The sequence below is a fragment of the Agrobacterium genomosp. 13 str. CFBP 6927 genome, from assembly GCA_900012615.1.
Classification (GTDB): domain Bacteria; phylum Pseudomonadota; class Alphaproteobacteria; order Rhizobiales; family Rhizobiaceae; genus Agrobacterium.
On the sequence record LT009757.1, the window covers coordinates 1,859,694 to 1,884,364 of the forward strand.

The window sequence follows — 24,671 nt, forward strand, 5'->3', positions numbered from 1 at the left end:
ATTCAGTGGCGGTTGGTTCTGCGCAGCGCCTGCAGGCGCAGCGTGAGGATGAAAAGCGGCACGCCGATCAGCGTCAGTGCAAGCCCGATCGGCATCGGCGTGTCGGCCACCAAACCGCGCGAGAGCGTATCGGCGGTCACGACCAGAATGCCGCCGGTGAGCCCCGACAGGAAAAGCCTTGCGCGGCCGACGGCGGGCGAAACGAAGGTGGCGAGATGCGGGGCGATGACGCCGAGAAAGGTCAGGGGGCCGACTGCCGTGACGGAAGCGGCACTGAGGATGACCGCGAAAACGATGACGAGCGGGCGCGAGCGTTTGACCGTTTCGCCGAGCGCCATGGCCATCTCATTGCCGAGATCGAACACTGCGAGCGCCCGGCCGATGAGGAAAATGCCGGCAAGGCTCGCCGTGAAAAGTGGCGCGAAAACGAGAATGGTCGACCAGCTCGCCTGAAACAGCGAACCCGCCATCCAGTCCGCCAGCGACAGCGAGGTTTCCGTCGGCGTGTAGAGCAAAAGCACGGAGGAAACGGAGGAAAGGGCGGATTCGATTGCGATGCCCATCAACAGGATCGCAAGCCCGCTGGAACGTTCGCGCCCGACAAGCGCGATCAGCAGGAAGGCCACGGCCAGGCCACCGCCGACGGCCGCAAGCGCCACCAGGGTCTTGGGCGCGGCCGGCACCAGCACCAGAAGCAGCATGATGGTGGTCATCGATCCCTGGCTGAGACCGAACAGGCCGGGATCGGCGAGTGGATTGCGGGCGACGGATTGCAGCATGGCGCCTGCCAGCGCAACACTCCAGCCGGCCATGAAACCGAGCAGGATGCGCGGCAGTCGCACCGTCCACAGCGCATAGGCCTGATCGTCGCTCAGATGCCCGCCGGCAAGGCCGCGCAGGAGTTCGATGAGACCTGTCTCGGTATTGCCGAGGCTGGCGGAAATGGCGGCGAGCGAAAGCGCCAGCAGGATCAGCGCAAAGCCGGCCTTCAGATTGCCGATGCCAAGCTGCAGGCCGCCCGGCAGCCGAAGGACCGCTTTGCCATCGGTGGCGAATTGCTTCCTCATGACAGCCCCCGCGCCGAAGGCGAAAGATAAAAGCGCTTAACGATGACGATGAAGACAAGGCCGCCGAGCAGGTCCATGAACAGCCCGGTATTGACCACATAGGGCCTGAACAGGGTCTGCGCGCCAAGGTCGGCCAATATGCAGAGACTTGCACCGACAAGGGCGGAAGCCGGCAAAGCGAGCCTGAAGTCCACCCCGACCAGCGGCCGGACCATATGCGGCACGATGAGGCCGACAAAGCCGATCGGACCGCAAATGGCAACGGCCGAGCCGGAGGCCAGCATGGTGGCGAAAAGTGCGACCCGCGAAATGCGCGTGACGTTGACGCCGGCGGAGGCGGCTTTTTCCGTACCCAGCAGAACAAGCGTCAGCGGACGGGCGACCGACCAGAGCATTGCCAGTGCAATGGCGCCGATCCACCAGAAATCGGTGAGGCGCTCGGCATAGACATGGTTGATGTTGCCGCCGACCCAGCTCAGGAATTCGGCTCGCCGTGTGGGGTTTGACAGAAGCAGGGCGTTGGTCATGCCGATCAGCAGCATCGAGACAAGCGCGCCGGAAAGGATGAGCGACAGGCCGCGCGGATCATTTGCCCGTCCGGCCAGCCGGGCGACAAGGAAGCAGGCGCCAAAGCCGAAACCGGCACCGAAAAGCGCGACAAGCCCCTGCACCTCGGAAGGGAAATCGAACACGAGCGCGCCGGAGACCACAAAAAGCGTCGCACCTGCATTCAGGCCCAGGGTGGAGGGCGAGGCGAGGGGATTGCGGGCAAGACCCTGCAGCACACAGCCGCTGACGGCGGTGGTGGCACCGACATAGATCGCAATCAGCAAGCGCGGGATCTGTTGATAGAGGAGAACCGACTGTTCATAGGTTTCGGCTTCGCCACGCAGAAGTGTCGCCACGATTTCGGCAAGTGGCATGTCGGCAGCCATCAGCACGAGGTTGATGACGAGAATAATGACTAGCAGCAGGGCCGCGGCGAAGATCAGCGTTATTTTCGACGTCATGCCGGAATGGCCTGTTCCTGCCGCTCGACGCGGGGCACGCAGATGAGCCGCCCCTGCCGGGAAAATATGTCGGCCTCGAGATCGAAGACCTCCGCGACATTTTCGGGCGTGACCGTTTTTTCAACCGGTCCGGATGCCAGAACCCGCCCTGCCTTCAGCATGATGACGTCGTCGGCGAAAGTGGAGGAGAGGTTGAGATCGTGCAGCACGACGATGACCGTCTTGCCGTGCCTGTCCGTCAGCTCGCGCACGAGGCCGAGAACGGCATATTGATATTTCATGTCGAGGTGGTTGACCGGCTCGTCCATCAGGATCACTTCCGTGTCCTGCGCCAGCACCATGGCGATGAAGGCGCGCTGACGCTGGCCGCCGGACAGCGTGTTGACCTGTGCTCTTGCCTTGTCTTCCAGCCCGACGATCCTCAGCGCCTCCGCAAAAAGTGCACGGTCGCGCTCTGATGGACCGCCGCCAAGCCCGTAACGCGCATAACCCGCAAGCTCGATCAATTCACCAAGCGTCATATAGTCGGGGCAATGGCATTCCTGCGGCAGATAGGCGATGCGGCGGGCCAGTTCGCGACGCCCGATCTCGCCGATCAAACGCCCGCCAAGGCTTATCTCACCGGCAGACAAAGGCACGAAACCCATGATGGTTTTCAACAGCGTCGACTTGCCGCAACCATTGGGACCGACCAGCGCGGTCACGCGGCCGGCCTGAAAGCGGGTGGACAGTCCCTGCAAGACGGGGATGGGGCCGTAGCTGGCGTGAAGGTCCGTGGCGTCAAGCACCGGATACAACTCCTGTTATTCATGGATCCATGCGTCGAGACGCCGCAAGGAAAGTATAAGGTATTGAATTTAAACATCGAACGAGCGGAAATGGGATTTCCTTCCGGCAAGGACGACGGTGCGGTCTTGAAGCGACACTAAACTATAGTAAAACTCTCCACAAATCGAAATTTGCCGATTCAGGGTGTGGATTTCTTTCGGATTATTTCAGTCGAGGTGAATTATGTCAGTCGCGCTCAAGCTTCACGTCGGCATGTCGCTGGCCCCAACCTGGCTCAGCGGCGAGGCATGGCGGCGTGCGGACAGCGATATAGGCGGGGTGTTTTCCAGCGATTATTTCGTCGATCTGGCGAAGCGGGCGGAATCCGCGCATGTGGATTTCGTGTTTCGTCCCGACACGCTTTTCCTGCGCACCGAAGGGCTGGAAACCGGCGGCGCATTTGCGAGCATGGACCCGACTATGCTTCTTGCCGCAATCGCGCGAGAGACCAGCCATGTTGGTCTGTTATCCACCGTTTCGACGACATTCCTGCCGCCCTATGTGGTTGCCCGCCAGATACAGTCGCTGAACTGGCTGAGCAACGGCCGGGCGGGCTGGAACATCGTCACGGCGCTGGATGGCCACGAAAATTTCGGCCTCAAGGAAATGCCGTCGCCGCAGGAGCGTTATGAGCGCGCCGCCGAGTTCACGCAGGTGGTGCGGCAGCTCTGGGCGAGTTTTCCAAACGAGGCGCTGAAGCTGGACAAGGAAAGCGGTCGTTTTGCCGATTCGTCGCTGGTGCGGCCGCTCGCGCATGCGGGGAAGCATTTCAGCGTCAAAGGCCCGCTCAACCTGCCGGCCCATGCCAGCCGCATTCCCCTGGTGCAGGCGGGGGCTTCGCCGGAAGGGCGCGATTTCGCCTCATCCGTTGCGGATGCGGTCTTTGCCTCCACGCCGGATATGCAAGCGGCCATCGAACTCAGGGCTGATTTGCGACGGCGGGCTGAGGGTCATGGTCGCAAGCCCGACGGGGTGAAGCTGATGCCGGGTCTCAGCCTTTATCTGGCGGACACGAAAAAAGAGGCGCTGGACCTGTTTGCGGCGACCCATGGGCGGGCCAATCACGCCCGTACCTTTGCATCCATTCATAATCTGACGGGTCTGGATCTCTCGGACTGGCCGCTCACGCGGGTCGTCACCGCCTCAGACTTGCCTCCACCGCCCGACACACCCAGAAGCCGCACCCATGCCAACCTGCTGCGCCGGTTGATCGAGCGGGAAACGCTGAGCGTCGGCGATCTGCTGCGGCGGCCCGAAGTAATGGGGTCGGGCCACTGGCAGATCATCGGCACGGTGGAGGATGCCTTCGAGACCATTCGTGAATGGACGGAGGCCGGTGCGATAGACGGATTTGTCGCGGTGCCAGGTGGTTCCGTTGCGTCAATGCGGCTGGTGCTGGAGCGGCTGCTTCCCCGGCTTGGCGATGCGGGGCTTTTCCGCACGGCCTATTCCGGCCGCACCTTTGCGGAGCATCTGGCCGAATAGAATTACGATCCGCCGGATTCCGTCGTCGCCTTTCTGGCGGCTTCGAGAAGCTGCTGAAAATGGCCTTCGGTCTCGGCAGTCGCCAGGAAGGATACGGTGGTGACGACGCAACAGATTTCGCCCTGGGCGTCGAAAACCGGGGCGGCCTTGCCTGTGAGGGCTGAAAACAGATGTTCGTTGAGTTCCGCGCCGCCTGTTTCCCGAATGCCGTGCAGAATTCCGGTGTCGGGACGGGAGCCGCGAAAGGCTGCCGGTTGCAGCTTGCGCACTGCCGCTATTCTGTCAGCGCTCAGATAAGCCTGGAAAACCAGCCCGCAGGCGCTGTTGTCCAGCGGCAGAACATCGCCGAGCGCCACGGTGCTGATGGAGAAACTGGCGCTCCGGTGCCATTGCACCACAGTTGGGCCACGATCGGTCCAGATCGCCACACCGCAGCTGGCGCCGATCTGCGAGGCCAGGTTCTTCATCTGCCGACCGGCGGTTTCGACCGGATTGATTCGCCTGAGCGCGCTGATGCCGATCCCAAGCGCCGCCGGACCGAGATCGTAGCTGCCGCTTGCGGGATCCTGCGTCACCAGCCCTTCGCGCACGAGGCTTTGCAGGTAGCGATGGGCGGTCGAGCGGCCGGTGCCGGCGCGTTTTGCAAGTTCGCCGAGCGCAAGCGCCCTGTCCGATCTGGCGAGAAGATTGAGAAAGCGCGCCGCAATCGACACCGACTGGATGAGGGCAGAGCGCTTCTCTCCCTCGTTTTCCGACAGATTTTCCGGCTCTTCATCCATGGCGTTCAAGCCCGCTCCCCCCATTCATGGCGTGACCATGCCTAACCCATCGGCCGGGAAATCGGAATCGATTTCTGTCGCGCTCGCCATGCAGTTCCGGGTCCCATCGTTGAGGTGCGGAAAGGCAGGTCGATAAATTTTGTTGTAAATATGGCACATCCCCTTGCGGAACCCTGATTGTCCGCAATACAGAACGCATTCTCTATTGCGAAACATATAACGCTTCCGTTACTTGAATATGACTTTAATACTCATGTTTATTTAGGGGTGTGTGATGGGGTTTCGTTCTAGCGGTCGTTTGATGAGCGGGGTCAGCGTTTTGACGCTGTCGGCTTTGTTTGTGACACCGGTTTTCGGCCAGGATCAGCAGGCTGCGGCGCCGGGAACGACCGTTCTCAAGCCGATTGTCGTGACCGGTGAAAAAGTCGCGCGCGACATGAAGAACACGGCGTCGTCCGTTTCGGTCGTCTCCAGCGAGAAAATCAAGAAAGAAAAGACCGGCGACCCGACCGTATCCGAAGCGATCAAGGATATCCCGAACATCGTCTACACCGACAATGTCAGCGCGCCCATCATTCGCGGGCAGGACACGCAGGGACCGAATACGGGCTCCATCGCCTTTTTCACCGGCACGGTGCCGCGCGCAACCATCAATGTCGACGGCCACTATCTCGGTTATAACGAGTTCATCTATGGCGCGAGTTCCATCTGGGACGTCGAAAGCATCGAGGTCTTCCGCGGCCCGCAGACCACGTCGCAGGGTGCCAACGCTATTGCCGGCGCGATCATCGTCAATACCAATGATCCGACCTTTACGCCGGAAGCATCCTATCAGGCTGAAATTGGCAATTACCACCAGAAGCGGGCTTCATTCGCTCTTTCAGGGCCGCTGATCGAAGACGAGCTGGCAGCGCGCATGGCGATTGACTATTCCGGCCGCGACACCTTCATCGATTACATTAGCTCGGCTTTTGCCCATGACGGCACGGACCAGAACTTCAAGGAGTTCAACGGACGCTTCAAGCTTCTGTGGGAACCGGCTGAAATTCCCGGCCTTTCGACCAAGCTGACCTATTCCTACAACGCTTCGAACCGGCCAAGCCAGGAGGCGGCGTCGCGCCCCTTCGAGGATCTCAACCACATTACCACGACGATGCCGAGCTTCAGCCAGTATACCAATACCGGGATTCTGGACGTCAATTATGATTTCGAAAACGGCGTGAAACTGTTCAACCAGACGCAGTTTTCCTCGTCCATCGCCAAGCGCCGGGTCGGCATTGCGAATAATGGCGATGCGGATGTCGATCTCAAGAACACGTCGCATGAAACGCGCGTGACCTTCGGCGATCAGGAAGATGTGCTGAGCGGTGTTGCCGGTATTTATTACGCCCACACGCAGGCTGACGAAGTTCTTTATCTGCGCGGGACGTCCAGATTTGACGATACCAAGGACAATCTCGGTCTTTTCAGCGAGTTGAGCTATCGCCTGACCGACCAATGGACCCTGACCGGCGGCCTGCGCTACCAGCAGGACCAGATTCAGCGCAGCGGTTATCGCACATTGAGCGCGACCTCCAGAAGCTCGGTCAATTATGACGAAACCTTCTCGGAAATTCTGCCAAAGGCCTCGCTTGCCTACGCCATCAATGACGACTGGACAGTGGGCGGCCTGATCAGCCGCGGTTACAATCCCGGCGGTGTCGCATTCGACCTGACGACCAGCAAATGGCGGACCTTCGACAAGGAAACCATCTGGAACTACGAGCTGTTCACCCGTGCCAACCTGCTGGACGATACGCTGACGGTAAACGGCAACCTGTTCTACATGGACATGAAGAACGCCCAGTTTAACGTGCCGGTGGTTGTCTCCACGGGCATCAGCGAATCCTACACCGTCAATGCCGAGGAGGCGCATGCCTACGGTCTGGAAATCGGCGTGGATTATCAGGTCCTCGACAATCTGACACTGAAGGCCAGCGCCGGTCTACTGAAGACGAAGATCGACGAGATTTCCAGCAATGCCGCCTATGTCGGCAAGGAATTCGCCAAATCGCCGGGTTACAGCTTCACCGTCGGCGCCAGCTGGGACGTGACCGATAAATTCACCGTTTCAGGGCAGGTGCGCCATCTCGACGGTTATTATTCGGACACGGACAACAAGGCCATTTATGCGATCGACCCCTATACGATCGCGGATCTGCGGGCGAGCTACAAGTTCAAGGAAGAGCTTGAATTCTACGCCTACGTCAAGAACGTCTTCGACGAGCGCGCACCGACGCTGATGAAGGAAAACCGCGGTATTGGCGGCATCGAGGCCAGCATGACCGAACCGCGCATGTTCGGTATCGGCGTGCGCGGCACGTTCTGAGCCGCCACCTGAGTTGAAAAGCAAAAGGCCTTCGAAGCGATCTTCGAAGGCCTTTTTTGATGCAGAACCCTTCACACGCGCCGTCATCCTCGGGCTTGTCCCGAGGATCCAACCACGTAGCGTTAGATCAATCGGTTGCAGATGCTCGGGACAGGCCCGAGCATGACGAAGGAGAGGTTTCAGGCCTCTGTAAAACCTGACTCCTCGACGCCGAGAAAGCCTCAGAAAAACGCTTGAATGCCCGTCTGCGCCCGGCCGAGGATCAGCGCGTGGACGTCATGCGTGCCCTCATAGGTATTGACCGTCTCAAGGTTCTGGGCGTGGCGCATGACGTGATATTCGATCTGGATACCGTTGCCGCCATGCATGTCGCGGGCCTGGCGGGCGATGTCCAGCGCCTTGCCGCAATTGTTGCGCTTGATGATGGAGATCATTTCCGGCGCCATCTTATGGTCGTCCATCAGTTGGCCGACGCGGAGCGATGCCTGAAGGCCGAGCGCGATTTCGGTCTGCATGTCGGCGAGCTTCTTCTGGTAAAGCTGCATGCCGGCCAGCGGCTTGCCGAACTGCTTGCGGTCGAGACCATATTGCAGGGCGCGGAACCAGCAATCTTCCGCCGCACCCATGACGCCCCAGGAAATGCCGTAACGGGCGCGGTTGAGGCAGCCGAACGGGCCTTTCAGGCCGGAGACATTGGGCAGCAGCGCGTCTTCGCCCACTTCCACACCGTCCAGAACGATCTCGCCCGTAATGGAGGCGCGCAGCGAAAGCTTGCCGCCGATCTTGGGGGCCGAAAGTCCCTTCATGCCCTTTTCCAGCACGAAGCCCTTGATCTGGTTGTCATGGGCTTCCGATTTCGCCCAGACGACGAAGACATCGGCGATCGGCGCATTGGAAATCCACATTTTCGAACCGCGCAGGCGATAGCCGCCAGCGATCTTTTCAGCGCGGGTCTTCATGCCGCCCGGATCGGAACCGGCATCCGGCTCGGTCAGGCCGAAACAGCCGATCAGTTCCCCCGAGACGAGGCCGGGCAGATATTTCTTCTTCTGCTCGTCGGAGCCATAGGCGAAGATCGGATGGATGACGAGCGATGACTGCACGCTCATCATCGAGCGGTAACCGCTGTCGATCCGTTCCACTTCGCGGGCGACGAGACCATAGGCCACGTAACTTGCATTGGCTGCGCCGTATTCTTCCGGCAGGGTGACGCCGAGAAGGCCGGTTCGGCCCATCAGGCGAAACAGTTCCGGCTCGGTGGTCTCGGAAAGATAGGCCTCGGAGACACGCGGCAGAAGTTCCGATTTGCCGAAGGCGGCGGCGGCGTCGCGGATCATCCGCTCGTCGTCGGTCAGTTGGTCTTCGAGCAGAAAAGGGTCCTGCCAATTGAATGCTGCGTGTTCGCTCACGTGATGCCTCCGGATTTGCTGGCCGGATTATTGGTATTCGAGCCAGTCGGCACAAGCCATGTTTACTCATTTTTGCATTACATATAGTAATGGCTCATGACGTCTCTCAGCCGCAAACTTCTGCCCTCCACCAGTGCGCTCGCCGCCTTCGATTCCGTTGCCCGGCTCGGCAGCTTTTCCGCCGCAGCGGACGAGCTTGCATTGACGCAGGGGGCGATCAGCCGGCAGGTTATGTCACTGGAAGAACAGCTTGGCGTGCGCCTGTTCGAGCGCGGCGCACGCGGGGTGGCGCTGACGACCGAGGGCAGCGCCTATGCGAAATCGATTGCCGCAGCCCTTGGCGAGATACGCTCCGCGTCCCTCCAGATCATGACCAAAACGCATGGCAATACGCTGAACCTCGCCATGCTGCCGACATTCGGCACCCGCTGGCTTCTGCCGCGTATTCCGGATTTCGTGGCGAACCATCCCGAAATCACCATCAATTTCGCCACCCGTATCGGGCAATTCGATTTTGAGCGCGAGCAGCTGGATATGGCGATCCATATCGGTCAGGCGGACTGGCCGGGGGCGGAAAGCACCTTTCTGATGCATGAAATGGTCGCCCCGGTGTGCAGTCCCGAGTTTCTGAAGGCGCATCCAATCGAAAAGGGCGAACATATTGCGGCGCTTCCGCTTCTGCACATGGCTTCGCGGCCGGGCGCATGGAGCCACTGGTTCGAAAGCCTCGGCCTGTCGCTTGCCCTGCCGCAGGGCATGCGCTTCGAGCAGTTTTCCAGCGTGGCCCAGGCCTGCATCGCCGGACTGGGCGTGGCGCTGATGCCGCTTTTCCTGATCGATAATGAGCTGAAATCGCGGCAGCTGGTGAAAGCCTTCGATCATCAGGCCAAAAGCCCCAGCTCCTATTATGCCGTGGCGCCGCTTTCGCGCGCCAACCACGTTCCGGTCGTGCTGTTTCGCGACTGGCTGGTGCGGCAGGTGGAGGCCTATCGTGCGGCCAGCAATCCACAGCTCTAAAAAATAATAGCACTTTTTTCGGGCATTTAGACTTTATGCCTCGGTTTTCGCCCGGTTTTACCCCGGCCCGGACTCGACAGGGCGGTTTTGCTCGACTATCGTGATTAAACGTTTAATCAGCCCTTTCGGACCATCATGGCGTCTTCACGGCCTGCCACCAATCTGAGCGCGATAGCAGCGGCACTCGGCGTGTCGGTTGCAACCGTGTCCAATGCGCTGTCGGGCAAGGGTCGGGTTTCGCCGGAGCTGGTGGAGCGCATCCGCAAGACCGCAAGCGAGCTTGGTTATGTGCCGAGTTCGGCGGGCAGGGCGCTTCGCACCGGCAAGAGCGGGGTTCTGGGGCTGGTTTTGCCCGATATTGCCAATCCTCTTTTCCCGCAGATTGCACAGGCCATCGAAAAGGCGGCCGTCAATGCGGGTTACGGTGTGCTGATCGCCGACTCGCGCGGTGAGATCGCCATGCAGACGGATGCCATCAACCGGCTGATCGAGCGCGGGGTGGATGGCATGGTGGTCGTTCCCCGCCGGGGGACGCGCATCGCCGATGTCGACTGTCCGGTGGCGGTGATCGACAGTCCATCGACACCTGGAAACACGGTTGCCGCCGACCATTGGGATGGTGGCAGGCAGGTCGGCGAATATCTGGCGGGGCTTGGCCACGACCGGGTGGTGCTGGTGGGCAAGAACCGCGATTCCAACGTGCAGAACGACCGCCTTGGCGGCATTCGCGATGGGCTCGGCAAGGCCTGCTCCACGCAGACGCTATGGATAGATGCCATTGAAAAGGTTGATGGCGCGGGTTGCCGTCTTGGCCTCGCTGACCGGGTTGCGGATGGTTTTACCGCCTTTGCCTGCGTATCGGACCTGCATGCGCTGCGCGCGCTTACCGAATTGCAGCGCGAGGGTATCGAGGTGCCGGAAGAGGCCAGCGTGACGGGTTTCGACGATCTGATTTTTTCGGCCGTCGTGACGCCGCCGCTGACGACGATGCGCATGGATATGGGCCGCATCGCCGATCTGGCGGTCGAGGCACTGCTGCGCGCGATCGATGGCGAAGCCGGCTTCGAAAACGGCATCGCCGCCGAGGTGAAGGCCGAAATATCGAACATACCGATGGCGCTGATCATGCGCGGCTCCACCGGCAGAAAAAAGCATGATGCGATTGAAGCCAAAAACACGACAGCAGGAGAACTCACACCATGAAAAAAATCATTCTTGCATCGGGCACCGCCCTGATGCTGACGATGGGTGCCGCGCAGGCGCAGGACAAGACGCTGACGATCTCGGTCTATGCCTTCGCGCAGGACGAATTCAAGGAACTGGTCTATACGCCGTTCGAGAAGCAATGTGGCTGCAAGCTGGTCGTCGAGACTGGCAACAGCGTCGAACGTCTGGCCAAGATGGAGGCCAACAAGGCCAATCCGGTGGTCGATCTCGCCATCGTTTCCATGGCGGATGCGCTTTCCGCCACCCGCAAGGACCTGATCCAGAAGATCGACGCTTCCAAGGTCCCGAATATCGACAAGCTCTATGATATCGCCAAGGACCCGAATGGCGACGGCATGAGCGTCGGCGTCAATTTCTACGCCACCTCAATCGTTTACCGCACCGACAAGATGAAGGTCGATAGCTGGGCCGATCTCCTCAAGGACGGTATCGTCGATCACGTCGCTTTCCCGAACGTCACCACCAATCAGGGCCCGCCGGCGCTTTACATGCTCGGCAAGGCCATCGGCAAGGATACGCCGGATCTTTCCGGCGCGATCGAGGCCGTGGGCGAAAAGAAGGACGATATCGTCACTTTCTACGTCAAATCCTCGCAGCTGGTGCAGTTGATGCAGCAGGAGGAAATCTGGGCCGCCCCGATCGGCCGCTTCTCCTGGGCGCCTTTCACCAAGCTCGATCTGCCGCTTGCCTGGGCAACACCCAAGGAAGGCCAGACCGGCGGCATGAATGTGCTCGTGGTGCCGAAGGGCACGAAGAACGAAGATCTGGCGTTGCAGTTCATGGATTTCTGGCTCTCGACCGACGTTCAGAAGGCGCTGGCCGAAAAGCTGGTGGACAGCCCGACCAACAGGGAAGTCAAGGTTTCCGACGAGGTGGCGAACAACATCACCTATGGCGACGAAACCGCAAAAAGCCTGCAGCTCATCCCTTCCGACGTGACGCTGGATAACCGCGACAAGTGGCTGTCCGAGTGGAACTCCAAGGTCGGGCAATAAGCCGGGACAGTTTCAGTCAGGAACGGGGTGATTTTCAGCGTCCGCAAGGGCTCGCCCCGTTTCAGGAAAAGCGGTTTGGTCGTCCCCTGACCGCTTTTCCAACCTTTCCAGACCGCAAGCCGGCATCCCGGCTTCAACCGTAACCGGCCGCGTGGCCGTTCAGGGAATAAACCCATGTTTCAGAACCGGGCCGAAGCGCTGGCGCTTGCCTTGCCCGCCGCTATTTTTGCGGCGGCGGTCTTTCTTGTGCCGGTCTTCATGCTTCTGTCGGAGGGCTTCCACAGCGCCGATGGCTGGACATTGTCCGCTTACGCCGATTTCTTTTCCGATCCGCTGAACCAGACGGTTTTCCTGCGCACCCTGAAGCTTGGCGCGCTTGTCACCATCGTCTCGGCGGTGGTGGGTTATGCGGCCGCTTTCGCCATCGTCAATCTTTCGCCGGGGGCAAAAGGCCATGTGGTCAATCTGGTCGTGCTGCCGCTGATGATTTCGCCGGTTGCCCGCACCTATGCCTGGATCGTCATTCTGGGCAGAACCGGCATCGTCAACCAGGCGCTGCAGGCTGTCGGCCTGAGTGACGCGCCGATCCGCATCCTGTTTTCTGAAACGGCCGTCTTCATCGGTCTTTTGCAATTGTTTCTGCCGTTGATGATCATCTCCCTCATCAGCGCACTGGAGAATATGCCGAAGGACACGATCGCCGCCGCGCGCGTTCTCGGCGCAAACTGGTTTCAGGTGTTCTGGAAGGTCATCCTGCCGCTCACCAAGGAAGGGCTGGTCGTCGGCGGCACGCTGGTCTTCACCGGTTCGCTGACGGCCTATATCACGCCCGCCATTCTTGGCGGCTCCAAGGTGCTGATGCTGGAAACCCTGCTTTACCAGCAGGTGACGGTTTCCAACAATTTCGTCGCCGCCAGCGTCATCGCATTCATCCTGATCGTCATGAGCTTTGCCGCCAATATCCTGCTGAAGCGCATCGCCACCGCAAGGAACAAGAAATGACCCGGCAGCTCTTCATTCCGCTCACGCTCCTTCTTGTCGTCGGTTTCCTCATCGGGCCGTTCCTCATCATCGTTGCCGCCTCGTTTTCGGCCGGCGATACGCTTGCCTTCCCGCCGCAGGGCTTTTCGCTGAAATGGATCGCCAAGGTCTTTACCGTTGAGAGCTTCCGGGAAAGCTTTGCGATGTCGATGTTCCTCGCCATTGGCGGCACCTTTGCAGCGCTGATCCTCGGCATTCCCGCCTCCTACGCCATGTCGCGCTACAAGCTGCCTTTTGCAGAGACGGTGCGCACCATCGTTTCCGCGCCGATCATTGTGCCCGGCATCATCGTGGGTCTGGCGCTGCTGCGTTATTTCGTCGTGCCTTTCGGCATCGGCATCACGCTTGCTTTGTTCCTCGCGCACACCGCGCTCATCCTGCCCTATGCGGTGCGGGTGGTATCGGCCAGCCTCAACAATCTGCGCTCGGACATCGAAGAAGCGGCGGTGCTGCTCGGCTCGTCGCGGGTGGGGGCGTTTTTCCGCGTGGTGCTGCCGAATATTCGTGGCGGCATTCTCTCCGCCTTCATTCTCGGTTTCGTGACGAGCTTCAACCAGGTGCCGGTATCTCTGTTCCTGTCGGGTCCGGGCGTGCGCACGCTGCCCATCGACATGCTGGGTTACATGGAAATCGTCTTCGATCCTTCCGTGGCCGCACTCTCCTCGCTGCTCGCCTTCCTTTCCATCGGCATCGTCTTCATGGCCGAACGTTTTCTGGGGTTCTCCCGTTATGTCTGACGCAAATTACCTTTCGCTCCAAAAAGTCTCGCTCGCTTATGGCAACAGCATCGCCGTCAAGGATCTCGATCTCGATATCCGCAAGGGCGAACTGCTCGCCCTTCTCGGGCCTTCCGGCTGCGGCAAGACCACGACGATGCGCGCCATTGCCGGGCTGATGCCGGTGGCGGGCGGACATATCGATCTCGATGGGGCCGATATCACCCGCGTTGCCGCCAACAAGCGCGCCGTGGGTCTGGTGTTCCAGTCCTATGCGCTTTTCCCGCATCTGACGGTCTATGAAAACGTCGCCTTCGGCCTGAAGCTCAAGGGCATGAGCGGCAAGACGCTGGAGGACAAGGTCGCCTCCGGCCTGAAATCGGTGGGCTTGTCCAATTTCGCCTCGCGCAAGCCGGCTGAGCTATCAGGCGGCCAGCAGCAGCGCGTGGCGCTGGCGCGCTCCATGGTCATGGAACCGAAGGTGCTCCTGCTTGATGAGCCGCTTTCCAACCTCGATGCCCGCCTGCGCCTTGAAATGCGCACCGAATTGCAGCGCGTGCAGAAGGAAACCGGCGTGACGATGATCTTCGTCACCCATGACCAGATCGAGGCGCTCGCGCTCGCTGATCGCATCGTCGTCATGAAGGGCGGTAAGATCGAACAGATCGGCACGCCGGAAGAAATTTACAACGCGCCGGTTTCGTCCTTCGTGGCGGATTTCGTCGGTTTCGAAAACATCTTCGCGCTGGAAGGCGGCGCGCTCAAAACCGCAAACGGCACGACACCGCTTCCCGGACCAGTCCTTTCAGCATCCGGACTGGCCTGGCGGCCGCGCATGGTCACCCTTGGTTCAGGTCCTTTCCAGGGAACCGTGCGCGGCACCTCCTTTGCCGGCAACAGCCGCGAATATCTGCTGGATACGCCGCTTGGGCCCATCAAGGCGGAAACCGATGCGGCGCTTGCCGCCCATACGATTGGAGATACGCTCGCTTTCGATCTGCCGGTTGAAAAGGCGGCGAGCCTCAAGGTGTTCAACTGACCATGGGTGTATGGATCGATACCGATATGGGCTTTGACGATATTGCCGCCATCATGGTGGTGCAATCGTCGGGCCTTGCCATTGACGGCATTTCGCTGGTCTTCGGCAATGCGACGCTTCAGGCGGTCTGCCGCAACGCTGCCGGGGCCGTTGCGAGCTTCGGCTGGTCGATGCCGATCCATCAGGGCCGCGCCATGCCGGTGCTCGGCGCGCTCGAAACCGCGCAATGCATTCTGGGCGATAGCGGCATTCCAACCGTCGGCCAAAGCCTGCCGGATGCGCCGGCTCTGCCGAAAAGCGATGCTTTCGCCGCTCTCTGCAGCTGGCTGGAAGGAGCAGGCGAAAAGCGTATCCTCGCGCTTGGACCGCTGACCAATATTGCCGCCCTGTGCCTTGCCAGACCTGATCTTGCGGCCAGAATTTCCGATCTGACCTGGATGGGTGGCGGCGTGACCAGCGGCAACCACACCGCCTCGGCAGAATTCAACGCCTTTGCCGATCCCGAAGCGCTGGCCATCGTGCTCTCCCACGGCCTGCCGTTGCGCATGGTCGATCTGGACGCCTGCCGCAAAGTCACCGCCTCGCCTGCCGATGTGCTGCCGATCCGCAATGCTGGCGGTAAAAACGCCGGGCTGATTGCCGATCTGCTGGAAGGTTTCATCGGCATCGCCACGAGACGTGGCCGGCCGGCCATGGCGCTTTACGATCCTGTCGCCGCCGTCGGCTTCACCTCCGACCTGCTTGGCTGGCGCCATGCACGCATCGATGTCGAACTGCACGCAGCGCTGACACGCGGGCGAACCGTGGTTGAAACGCGCCTGGAGAAGGTTCAGGCCTTCAACGCGCATTTTGCCGAAAGCGTGAATGCCGAAGCCGCGACGGCTGCCGTTCTTGAGGCGCTGCGCCAGGAGGCCGCCCGATGAAGACGCAATTCCCGACGCGCGAGCCGGCGGATCTCACCGACGATGCACTCCGCACCCGCGCGGTTGCCGCCGCACGCGGCGATGCGCCATTTGATGTTCTCATCACTGGCGGAACGCTGGTGGATGTCGTCACGGGAGAGCTTCGCGCCGCCGATATCGGCATCGTCGGCGCGCTGATTGCCAGCGTGCACGAGCGTGCAAGCCGCAGCGACGCTGCACGGATCATCGATGCGGCAGGCGCCTATGTCTCGCCCGGCCTCATCGACACGCATATGCATATTGAAAGCTCGATGGTTACACCGGCCGTCTATGCGAAGGCTGTGGTCGCCCGTGGCGTTACCACCATCGTCTGGGACCCACATGAATTCGGTAATGTGCACGGTGTGGAAGGGGTGCGCTGGGCGGCGAAAGCAATAGAAAACCTGCCGCTGCGCGCCATTCTGCTTGCGCCGTCGTCAGTGCCGTCAGCACCGGGGCTGGAGCGCGGCGGTGCAGATTTCGACGCCGGAATTCTCTCTGATATCCTCTCCTGGCCGCAGATTGGCGGCGTTGCGGAAATCATGAACATGCGCGGCGTCATCGAGCGTGATCCGCGCATGAGCGGCATCGTGCAGGCGGGGCTCGTCTCGGAGAAGCTGCTCTGCGGCCATGCGCGCGGCCTGAAGGATGCCGATCTCAACGCCTTCATGGCGGCGGGCGTTTCTTCCGATCACGAGCTGGTCTCGGCCGAAGACCTGATGGCGAAGCTCAGGGCGGGGCTCACCATCGAGTTGCGCGGCTCGCACGATCACCTGCTGCCGGAATTCGTGGAAGCGCTGAATGCGCTGGGCCATCTGCCGCAGACGGTGACGCTCTGCACCGACGACGTGTTTCCGGATGACCTGCTGCGGGGCGGCGGACTTGACGATGTGGTACGCCGCCTTGTCCGTTATGGACTGAAGCCGGAATGGGCGCTACGCGCCGCAACGCTGAATGCTGCGCAAAGACTTGGCCGTGCCGATCTCGGCCTCATCGCTGCCGGCCGTCGCGCCGACATCGTCATTTTCGAGGATTTGAGCAGCTTTGCCGCCCGCCACGTTCTGGCAGGGGGCAGGGCGGTTGCGGAAGGCGGGCATATGCTCGTTGACATTCCGGCCTGTGATGCGGCGGTGCTCGAAGGCTCGATGAAGCTGCCGCTGCGTGAAGCCGATGACTTCAGGGTTGCCTCCGAGGGCGCGAGGGTGCGCCTTGCCACCATCGACCGCCCGCGCTTCACGCAATGGGGCGAGGTGGAGGCCGAGGTGAAGGACGGCTTCGTCGTTCCGCCTGAGGGCGCGACGATGATTTCCGTCACCCACCGCCACGGCAAGGCCGAGCCGGTCACCAGAACCGGCTTCCTCACCGGCTGGGGAAACTGGAACGGCGCCTTCGCCACCACTGTCTCGCATGACAGCCACAACCTCACAGTTTTTGGCGGCAATGTCGAAGACATGGCGCTCGCTGCCAATGCGGTGATAGTGGCAGGCGGCGGTATGGCTGTCGCCTCTGAAGGCAAGGTCACCGCACTGCTTCCCCTGCCGCTCTCCGGCCTCGTATCCGATGCGCCTCTTGAAGAGGTGGCAAAGGCTTTCGAAGAATTGCGCGAAGCCCTCGGCACGGTGGTGGAATGGCAGCCGCCCTATCTCGTCTTCAAGGCCTGCTTCGGTGCGACGCTTGCGTGCAATATCGGCCCGCACCAGACGGATATGGGCATTGCCGATGTGTTGACGGGCAGGGTGATGCAAAGCCCGGTGATTGCGGTGGTGGGCTGAGCGCCGGGCATTCTGGTGCTCTCTTCCCATTCCGGTGAATCGGCGCAGGCATAAGCGCGGAGATTAAACGGAGAGGGGGCCGCCCACCTGCTTTTCGGCCCAGTCATGCGCCCAGCTGGCGCGCGAGCAATAACCGCGACTGCCATCTTCGCCGAAAAACACGCCAGCCCAGAGCGGCGTCGCATCATCCGTCAGAACCCAGCCGCCGGAATCTCCCTGCGTCGGCATGGGCGTGACGAGATGCCCGAGCGCACCGCCAATCGGAATGACCGGCTGCGGCCGAAGCTCGATCTGGTCGCGAAAACAATAGGTCGAGGTGCCGTCCGTGAAGGCGTAGCTGATCGCCAGCGAACCGAGCTTGCATTTATAGGTGCCGCTTTTGCCCCTGAGTGTCACGTTTTGCCCCGGCGTCAGGCTGGCGGCCACCCCGCCCAAGGAAGGCGCTGCCGGTGCTTTGGTCAGCTCGATCAGCGAGAAGTCGAACATATTCACCGAACCGCTATTGCCGGGATAAGGTTTCGGCATCGGCAGCGCCACCGGATCGCAGATCGTATGGGCCGGCAAAGGGTGAAGGATGGTATGATGTTTCACCGTGCCGATCTGGTAACCCATCGCATCGAAAATATCGACACCGGTTTTGGCGACATGAGCGCATGTCATGCCGTATTCGTTGTTGTTCGTATCCCTCAGCGTCCCGCCATAGGTGCCGATTTCACCTGCGCTGGTGGTGATCTCGTCGCCTGCCGCAAAGGCAAGCCTGGCTCTTGGACGTTCCTCTATCCGGGCGGAAGCGAGACTTTGATCAATGAGAGCGGTTAATCGGCGAAGTGCCACAATATCACCGCCGTCCTCCAGAGCCTCCGGAGTCCCTTTTGCCGGGGTCTTGAGCGGGCCGTAAACGATGGTCATCACGACAGGACCGCTTTTCGTTGGGCGCGGGATTGCGTCCCACAGCGAAACGTCACGCTTGAGGTCGCGGCGCCTATATCCCTGATAGGGCGTCTGGAACGGCCATTCCGGAAAAGCCAGGGGCAATCTCCACCAGTCGCGGAAAGGGCGACCGTCAAGAAGATACTCATACCGGTAGCGCTCGCTCTCCGGCAGGACGCCATCTTCGATATCGTAAAGCAGCATCCATAACGGATCCACGTCGAGGGTGAAGCCGTGCACGATGGGGATTTCCGAGGCCGCCCTCGCCAATTGCGTCATGGCATCGGAAGTGTCGAAATAGGCGCGCAGGTCCTCATAGGTCGGCATGGACGCTTACTCCGGTTTGGGTTCGAAAAATCCGGCGACGAAGGTGAAGATCGGCGCGAGCAGGCCGGCCCAGAAAACGCTGTACCATTGGTGCACGAGAAAGACCGAGCCGCTCAATGTGTAGGCCCAGAGCACGAAGGCGATGGTGGAGATGCCGGCATTCAGCATCCAGGGCTGGCCCGGCAGTCTGCGGCGATAGAGATAGATGGGCGTGCCGATGATGCCGAGGGCCAGAATGGCCCAGCTGACGATCGCGGCCTGCGTGGAGACGACGCTGTCCGCCGTGAGCGTGCTCAGCCCATAGTGGGAATTGACCATTTTATCGACGGCAACGTAAAGCGCGACGGATTCCGCCGGGATATATTTGATTAGACGGTCGCGATAGTCATCGGGCGGCAGGTTTTTCAATGACTTGGCGGAAGCCAAGCGCCCGGTGATCGCACTTTGTGGCACAACAAGTCTCGCCATGATGCTTGCCCGCTTAAAAATTTGAACCGAAAATAAATAATAAATACGACTATGCCGTGTATGTATACTAAATAATTGGTTGAGTCCATTGAATAGTGATGTATACGCTGCGGATTTATTGGGTATGCGCAGTATTGTTTCGTTGCAGTCTTCCGGGGAAGGGAGGCTTCATGGTTGAAGCCGCCCCGGCTCGTGTGCCGGAAAGGCGGACTTCACTCCGCCGCCAGCTCCTGCTCTACCAGTGTCGCCCAGAAGGCCGCACCCGGAACGATTGCGGCGTCGTTGAAGTCGTAGGACGTGTTGTGGTGCAGCGCGCCATCCACCGCCGGGCCGTTGCCGAGCCAGACGTAACAGCCGGGCGCTTCACCGGCGAAGAAGGCGAAATCGTCGCCGGCCGTCGAGGGCGGGAAGGCGGTGCGGGCCTTGTTGCCGAAGACGGTCTTGGCGGCCCGGAGCGCCCGTTTCGTCGCATCGGCATCGTTGATGACGGGTGGAATGCGGCGGATGAATTCGTAATTCGCCTCGATGCCGAACATGGCTGCCGTACCCCGGACGAGCCTGCCGATTTCCGTTTCAAGCTGGTTGCGCACGTCTGGCGCATAGGCACGCGCCGTGCCGCCGATTTCAACGAGATCGGGGATGACATTGAGCGCCTTCGGGTCACCCGCCTGCACCGAGCAGGCGCTGACGACGGCAGGTTGCAGCGGATCGACGACGCGGCCAACGATGCTTTGCAGCGAAGCGAGGAAGGTGCCCGCCGCCGTCACCGGGTCGCGGCCGAGATGCGGCTTGGCGCCGTGGGTGCCGACGCCCCGGAAGGTGACGCGCCAGCTATCGGAAGAGGCAAGCTGTGGTCCTTCCACCACGGCCATCTCGTCAATGCCAAGCCCCGGCATATTGTGCAGGCCATAAACCGCATCGCAGGGGAACAGCGTAAAAAGCCCGTCCTCCACCATTTTTTTCGCGCCGCCGCGGCCCTCTTCAGCCGGCTGGAAGATGAAATGCACGGTGCCGGAAAAATCGCGGCTCCTTGCGAGATAACGCGCGGCACCCAGCAGCATGGCGGTATGGCCGTCATGGCCGCAGGCATGCATCTTGCCGGGGAACTTCGATTTATAGGGCCTGTCAGGCACTTCCGGCATGGCGAGCGCATCCATGTCGGCGCGAAGACCGATGCTGCGGGTGCCGTTGCCGACCTGCAGGGTGCCGACCACGCCGGTGCCGCCAAGACCGCGATGGACCTTCAATCCCGCCCTTTCGAGCAGGTCGGCGACGATGGCGCTCGTCCGCTCCTCTTCAAAGCCCAGTTCCGGATGGGCGTGGAGATCGTGGCGAAGCTCCGTCAGGAATGGCAGGTCCTCGCCGATGCGGTCCAGCAGTCTCATAGCTTGTCCTTGAATATGGGAAAAACTCACGCCATAGGTGAGCTTGTCCGAATGCCTGTTGCTTTGTTTCCTTCTAGCTGAAAAAGCCAATGAAAAGAACCCGCCGCATGTTTGCGGTTGTTGAAATGCCTGATGTGAAGAACCGGGTTGGCGTGGCTGAAAATTGCGAGTGCTGCTTGCCGCCCCGTTCCTGAAAGGAAAAGACCGATGCCGCAATCCGCATCGCCCGCCGCCCAGTCTCCCGCTGCGCCGCATGAGTTCTGGCAGGATATCTGCGCGCCCCGCACATTTGATACGGCAGGCCCGCATTCCGCCTTCTTTCCGGCGGAACTGGATGATGGACGTCAGATCTGCCTGCCTATCCGGCCGCTGGCGGATGGTGAGCACGCGCTGGCCTCGCTTATCGTCAATCAGGCCTCTTTTGAGGTGCTGGAGGCGCTGGCCGCCGATCTTGCCCAGAAGCTTCTCCCCCTCAAGCCCGATGTGGTGATTGGCCTGCCGACGCTCGGGCTGACGCTCGCCGCCGCCGTTGCCCGTCACCTTGGCCATTCGCGTTACGTGCCGCTCGGGACATCGCGCAAATTCTGGTATCTGGAGGAACTGTCGGTGCCCATGTCCTCCATCACCACCAAACAGGAAAAGCGGCTTTATATCGATCCGCGCATGGTGCCGCTCATCGAGGGCAGGCGGGTGGCGCTGGTGGATGATGTCATATCGAGCGGCAGTTCCATCATTTCAGGTCTTTCGCTTCTCGCCTCGTCCGGCATCCGGCCGGTGGTGATCGGCGCAGCCATGCTGCAATCGGATCGCTGGCGGCAAAAAATCGCCGCTTTCGGGCCGGAATGGCCGGAGCGGGTGAGGGGTGTTTTCGTCACGCCGCTGCTGAAAAAGGCGGAAGGTGGCTGGCGGGATTGACGTTTCGCAATTCCCGGTAAAAGGCAAGTGGTGATAATTTCATCGTTGCCTAATTTGCGTCTTGCGGAGCCGCGAGAGATCGTCCTAAGATCATCTTCGACAGATTACAGCGGTCGGCGAAAAATGCGCCGGTTTGCTTTCGCGCGGTGTCATTCCGGCGTCTGCCCACCCCCTTTGGTCTTGCCGCTTACTGGAATTTCTTGACATGCATGCAGTGTTCGACGGTCATAATGATGTGCTGCTTCGGTTGTGGCGCAACAGCAAGGCCGGCGCCGACCCGGTTGCGGAATTCAAAAACGGCACGCGCGAAGGCCATATCGACGGTCCCCGCGCAAGGGCGGGTGGCCTTGGCGGCGGTATCTGCGCCATCTACATCCCCTCGGGCGATCTGATCCTGCAGGAGCCGGACCAGAACGGCCACTACAACACACCGCTTGCCGCCCCACTTGAACGCCAGCCCTCGCTTGATATCGCCATGGAAAAGGCGGCGATCGCGCTGAGGCTCGATCGTGCCGGCGCCTGGCGGCTTTGCCGCTCCACGGCGGAAATCCGCAAAGCCTTTGCCGAGGATGTTTTCGCCGCCGTGCTGCATATGGAGGGCTGCGAGGCGATCGGAGCCGATCTCGACGCGCTGGAGGTGTTTTATGCCGCCGGCCTGCGCTCGCTCGGCCCGGTCTGGAGCCGGCACAATGTTTTCGGCCATGGCGTTCCCTTTTCCTATCCCATGTCGCCCGATACCGCGCCCGGCCTTACCGATGCCGGTTTTGCGCTGGTGAAGGAGTGCAACCGGCTCGGCATTCTCATCGATCTTGCGCATATCACCGAAAAGGGCTTCTGGGATGTGGCGAAGACCACGAACCAGCCTTTGATCGCCAGCCATTCCAACGCGCATGCGCTCACCCCCGTCGCCCGCAATCTCACTGACCGGCAGATGGATGCCATCAAGGAAAGTGGCGGTCTGGTCGGCCTCAACTATGCCGTGACCATGCTGCGGGCGGATGCGCGCGACATTGCCGATACCCCGCTTTCCGACATGGTGCGCCACATCGACTACATGGTGGAGCGCATGGGCATCGACTGCGTGGCGCTCGGATCGGATTTCGACGGCGCGACGGTACCCGTCGGCGTTGCGGATGCGAGCGGCAATCACAATCTGGTTGCGGCGCTGAAATCGGCGGGCTACGGTGACGGAGAACTGGCCAAAATCTGCCGGGAAAACTGGCTGCGCGTCCTATCACAGGCCTGGCATGAACCGGCCTGACGACAAATAAAAGCGAACTAAATCAATCTCATAACAAAAGGGGAGATACTATGATCAAATCGCTCAACAAGTCCATGCGTATCCTTAGCACCAGCGCTGCCCTGTCGCTGATGATGCTGTCTGCGCCGCACGCTTTCGCCGCCACGCCGGCCGACACGCTGGTCGAAGGTTTCGCCATCGACGACATCATCACGCTCGATCCGGGCGAGGCATTCGAGCTGTCCGCAGCCGAAGTTACCGGCAATACCTACAGCAAGCTGGTTTCCATCGATCTCAACGACACCTCCAAGGTGATCGGCGATCTCGCCGAAAGCTGGACGACCTCCGAGGACGGTCTCACCTACACCTTCAAGCTGAAATCGGGCCTGAAATTCGCTTCGGGCAATCCGGTCACGGCTGACGATGTGGCATTCTCCTTCGAGCGCGCCGTCAAGCTCGACAAGTCGCCCGCGTTCCTGCTGACGCAGTTCGGCCTCAAGGGCGACAACGTCAATGAAAAGGCGAAGGCTGCGGATGCGAACACCTTCGTACTGACGGTCGACAAGCCCTATGCGCCGAGCTTCGTGCTGAACGTGCTCACCGCAACTGTCGCTTCGGTGGTCGACAAGAAGCTGATCACCGAAAAGGCGAAGTCCGTTACCCCGAGCGCCGATTACAAATACGACACCGATTTCGGTAATGAATTCCTGAAGACCGGTTATGCCGGTTCCGGCCCCTACAAGATCCTTGGCTGGAAGGCCAATGAAGCAGTCATCCTCGAGGCCAACCCGAATTATTACGGTGAGAAGCCGAAGCTGAAGCGCGTCGTCTATCGTCACATGAAGGAAAGCTCGGGCCAGCGCCTGGCGCTTGAAAACGGTGATATCGATGTGGCCCGCAACCTCGAGCCGGGCGATATGGAAGCCGTTTCCAAGAAGGAAGGCCTTGCCGTCACCTCCGCGCCGAAGGGCACCGTCTATTATTTCAGCCTCAACCAGAAGAACGAGAACCTGAAGAAGCCCGAGGTCATCGAAGCCTTCAAATATCTGGTCGATTACGACGCCATCGGTGCGACGATCATCAAGGGCATCGGCGAAATCCACCAGACCTTCCTGCCGAAGGGCCAGCTGGGCGCGCTTGACGAGAACCCCTACAAGCTCGACGTCGCCAAGGCGAAGGAACTTCTGGCCAAGGCCGGCCTGAAGGACGGCTTCACCGTGTCCATGGATGTGCGCAATACGCAGCCGGTAACCGGCATTGCCGAAAGCGTGCAGCAGACGCTGGCGCAGGCCGGCATCAAGCTGGAAATCATTCCGGGCGATGGCAAGCAGACGCTGACCAAGTACCGCGCCCGCACGCATGATATCTACATTGGCCAGTGGGGCTCGGACTATTTCGATCCGAACTCGAATGCGGAAACCTTCACCATCAACTACGACAATTCCGATGAGGGCAAGAACAAGACGCTCGCCTGGCGCAATGCCTGGGACGTTCCTGACCTGACCAAGGAAACCCAGTCGGCGCTTCTGGAGAAGGACAGCGCCAAGCGCGCCGCCATTTATGAAAACCTGCAGAAGGAAGTTCTGGCGAAAGGTCCCTTCGTCATCATCTTCCAGCAGACGGAAGTGGCGGGATATTCCGCCAAGCTCAAGGGCCTGAAGCTCGGACCGAGCTTCGACACCAACTACGTCTATACGATCTCCAAGGAATGA

At 60.6% G+C, this 24,671-nt stretch carries 21 protein-coding genes; 13 read left to right on the plus strand and 8 right to left on the minus strand.

The genetic code is table 11. From position 1 onward, the window contains the following. Positions 1–2: 2 nt before the first annotated feature. Genes AGR13A_RS22740 through AGR13A_RS22750 form a run of 3 tightly spaced genes read right to left on the minus strand, consistent with a single transcriptional unit; the run spans position 3 to position 2,874 of the window. Positions 3–1,067, minus strand: a complete 1,065-nt coding sequence (locus tag AGR13A_RS22740) for a FecCD family ABC transporter permease (RefSeq protein WP_080839722.1) — start codon at positions 1,065–1,067, stop codon at positions 3–5. Then, positions 1,064–2,077 (minus strand): FecCD family ABC transporter permease, encoded by a 1,014-nt coding sequence (locus AGR13A_RS22745; RefSeq protein WP_080839724.1) that lies wholly within the window; start codon positions 2,075–2,077, stop codon positions 1,064–1,066. Before AGR13A_RS22745 ends, AGR13A_RS22740 begins: the two co-directional genes overlap by 4 nt. Then, positions 2,074–2,874 (minus strand): ABC transporter ATP-binding protein, encoded by an 801-nt coding sequence (locus AGR13A_RS22750; protein WP_080839726.1) that lies wholly within the window; start codon positions 2,872–2,874, stop codon positions 2,074–2,076. Before AGR13A_RS22750 ends, AGR13A_RS22745 begins: the two co-directional genes overlap by 4 nt. A 214-nt stretch (positions 2,875–3,088) precedes the next feature. Between AGR13A_RS22750 and AGR13A_RS22755 the strand changes: the two genes are divergently transcribed. Then, positions 3,089–4,390: an NtaA/DmoA family FMN-dependent monooxygenase gene (locus AGR13A_RS22755; RefSeq protein ID WP_080839728.1), complete on the plus strand. Its 1,302-nt coding sequence runs from the start codon at positions 3,089–3,091 to the stop codon at positions 4,388–4,390. 2 nt (positions 4,391–4,392) lie between these two features. Here AGR13A_RS22755 and AGR13A_RS22760 read toward each other — a convergent pair whose 3' ends face one another. Then, a complete protein-coding gene (locus tag AGR13A_RS22760; RefSeq protein WP_080839730.1) occupies positions 4,393–5,169 on the minus strand; it encodes an IclR family transcriptional regulator in 777 nt (258 codons plus the stop codon). A 274-nt stretch (positions 5,170–5,443) separates the two neighbouring features. Here AGR13A_RS22760 and AGR13A_RS22765 point away from each other — a divergent pair, with 274 nt between their 5' ends. Next, positions 5,444–7,537 carry a TonB-dependent receptor gene (locus AGR13A_RS22765; protein WP_167377613.1) on the plus strand — a complete coding sequence of 698 codons (2,094 nt, stop codon included), beginning with the start codon at positions 5,444–5,446 and terminating at the stop codon, positions 7,535–7,537. A gap of 221 nt (positions 7,538–7,758) precedes the next feature. Here the strand turns inward: AGR13A_RS22765 and AGR13A_RS22770 are convergent, their stop codons facing one another. Then, complete coding sequence (locus tag AGR13A_RS22770) at positions 7,759–8,946, minus strand: acyl-CoA dehydrogenase (RefSeq protein WP_080839734.1); 1,188 nt, start codon at positions 8,944–8,946, stop codon at positions 7,759–7,761. Positions 8,947–9,042: 96 nt separating this feature from the next. Here AGR13A_RS22770 and AGR13A_RS22775 point away from each other — a divergent pair, with 96 nt between their 5' ends. From AGR13A_RS22775 to AGR13A_RS22810, 8 genes are all read left to right on the plus strand, one after another. Then, the gene (locus AGR13A_RS22775) at positions 9,043–9,963 is read left to right on the plus strand and encodes a LysR family transcriptional regulator (protein ID WP_003499002.1); all 921 of its coding nucleotides are present in this window, start codon (positions 9,043–9,045) and stop codon (positions 9,961–9,963) included. Between the two features lie 135 nt (positions 9,964–10,098). Then, positions 10,099–11,166: a LacI family DNA-binding transcriptional regulator gene (locus AGR13A_RS22780; RefSeq protein ID WP_080839736.1), complete on the plus strand. Its 1,068-nt coding sequence runs from the start codon at positions 10,099–10,101 to the stop codon at positions 11,164–11,166. Then, complete coding sequence (locus AGR13A_RS22785; RefSeq protein WP_035227020.1) at positions 11,163–12,185, plus strand: ABC transporter substrate-binding protein; 1,023 nt, start codon at positions 11,163–11,165, stop codon at positions 12,183–12,185. The genes AGR13A_RS22780 and AGR13A_RS22785 overlap by 4 nt, the downstream gene beginning before the upstream one ends. 174 nt (positions 12,186–12,359) lie before the next feature. Next, entirely contained in the window at positions 12,360–13,187 is an 828-nt protein-coding gene (locus AGR13A_RS22790) for an ABC transporter permease (RefSeq protein WP_080839739.1), read from the plus strand. Next, positions 13,184–13,963 carry an ABC transporter permease gene (locus AGR13A_RS22795; RefSeq protein ID WP_065655279.1) on the plus strand — a complete coding sequence of 260 codons (780 nt, stop codon included), beginning with the start codon at positions 13,184–13,186 and terminating at the stop codon, positions 13,961–13,963. Before AGR13A_RS22790 ends, AGR13A_RS22795 begins: the two co-directional genes overlap by 4 nt. Further along, complete coding sequence (locus AGR13A_RS22800; protein WP_080839741.1) at positions 13,956–14,981, plus strand: ABC transporter ATP-binding protein; 1,026 nt, start codon at positions 13,956–13,958, stop codon at positions 14,979–14,981. The genes AGR13A_RS22795 and AGR13A_RS22800 overlap by 8 nt, the downstream gene beginning before the upstream one ends. A 2-nt stretch (positions 14,982–14,983) precedes the next feature. After that, the gene (locus tag AGR13A_RS22805; protein WP_080839743.1) at positions 14,984–15,904 is read left to right on the plus strand and encodes a nucleoside hydrolase; all 921 of its coding nucleotides are present in this window, start codon (positions 14,984–14,986) and stop codon (positions 15,902–15,904) included. Next, the gene (locus AGR13A_RS22810) at positions 15,901–17,694 is read left to right on the plus strand and encodes an adenine deaminase (protein WP_080839745.1); all 1,794 of its coding nucleotides are present in this window, start codon (positions 15,901–15,903) and stop codon (positions 17,692–17,694) included. The genes AGR13A_RS22805 and AGR13A_RS22810 overlap by 4 nt, the downstream gene beginning before the upstream one ends. 63 nt (positions 17,695–17,757) lie before the next feature. On the opposite strand, the gene AGR13A_RS22815 is transcribed toward AGR13A_RS22810, so the two are convergent. From AGR13A_RS22815 to AGR13A_RS22825, 3 genes are all read right to left on the minus strand, one after another. Beyond that, the gene (locus tag AGR13A_RS22815; RefSeq protein ID WP_080839747.1) at positions 17,758–18,951 is read right to left on the minus strand and encodes a hypothetical protein; all 1,194 of its coding nucleotides are present in this window, start codon (positions 18,949–18,951) and stop codon (positions 17,758–17,760) included. Between the two features lie 6 nt (positions 18,952–18,957). After that, positions 18,958–19,419 (minus strand): hypothetical protein, encoded by a 462-nt coding sequence (locus AGR13A_RS22820; RefSeq protein ID WP_080839749.1) that lies wholly within the window; start codon positions 19,417–19,419, stop codon positions 18,958–18,960. A gap of 212 nt (positions 19,420–19,631) precedes the next feature. After that, positions 19,632–20,804, minus strand: a complete 1,173-nt coding sequence (locus AGR13A_RS22825) for a M20 aminoacylase family protein (RefSeq protein WP_080839751.1) — start codon at positions 20,802–20,804, stop codon at positions 19,632–19,634. A 207-nt stretch (positions 20,805–21,011) separates the two neighbouring features. Here AGR13A_RS22825 and AGR13A_RS22830 point away from each other — a divergent pair, with 207 nt between their 5' ends. The 3 genes from AGR13A_RS22830 (at position 21,012) to AGR13A_RS22840 (ending at position 24,671) form a co-directional block, all read left to right on the plus strand. Continuing rightward, the gene (locus AGR13A_RS22830; protein ID WP_080839753.1) at positions 21,012–21,719 is read left to right on the plus strand and encodes a phosphoribosyltransferase; all 708 of its coding nucleotides are present in this window, start codon (positions 21,012–21,014) and stop codon (positions 21,717–21,719) included. A 205-nt stretch (positions 21,720–21,924) separates the two neighbouring features. Continuing rightward, positions 21,925–22,980 carry a dipeptidase gene (locus AGR13A_RS22835; protein ID WP_080839755.1) on the plus strand — a complete coding sequence of 352 codons (1,056 nt, stop codon included), beginning with the start codon at positions 21,925–21,927 and terminating at the stop codon, positions 22,978–22,980. Positions 22,981–23,030: 50 nt separating this feature from the next. After that, a complete protein-coding gene (locus tag AGR13A_RS22840; RefSeq protein ID WP_003499025.1) occupies positions 23,031–24,671 on the plus strand; it encodes an ABC transporter substrate-binding protein in 1,641 nt (546 codons plus the stop codon).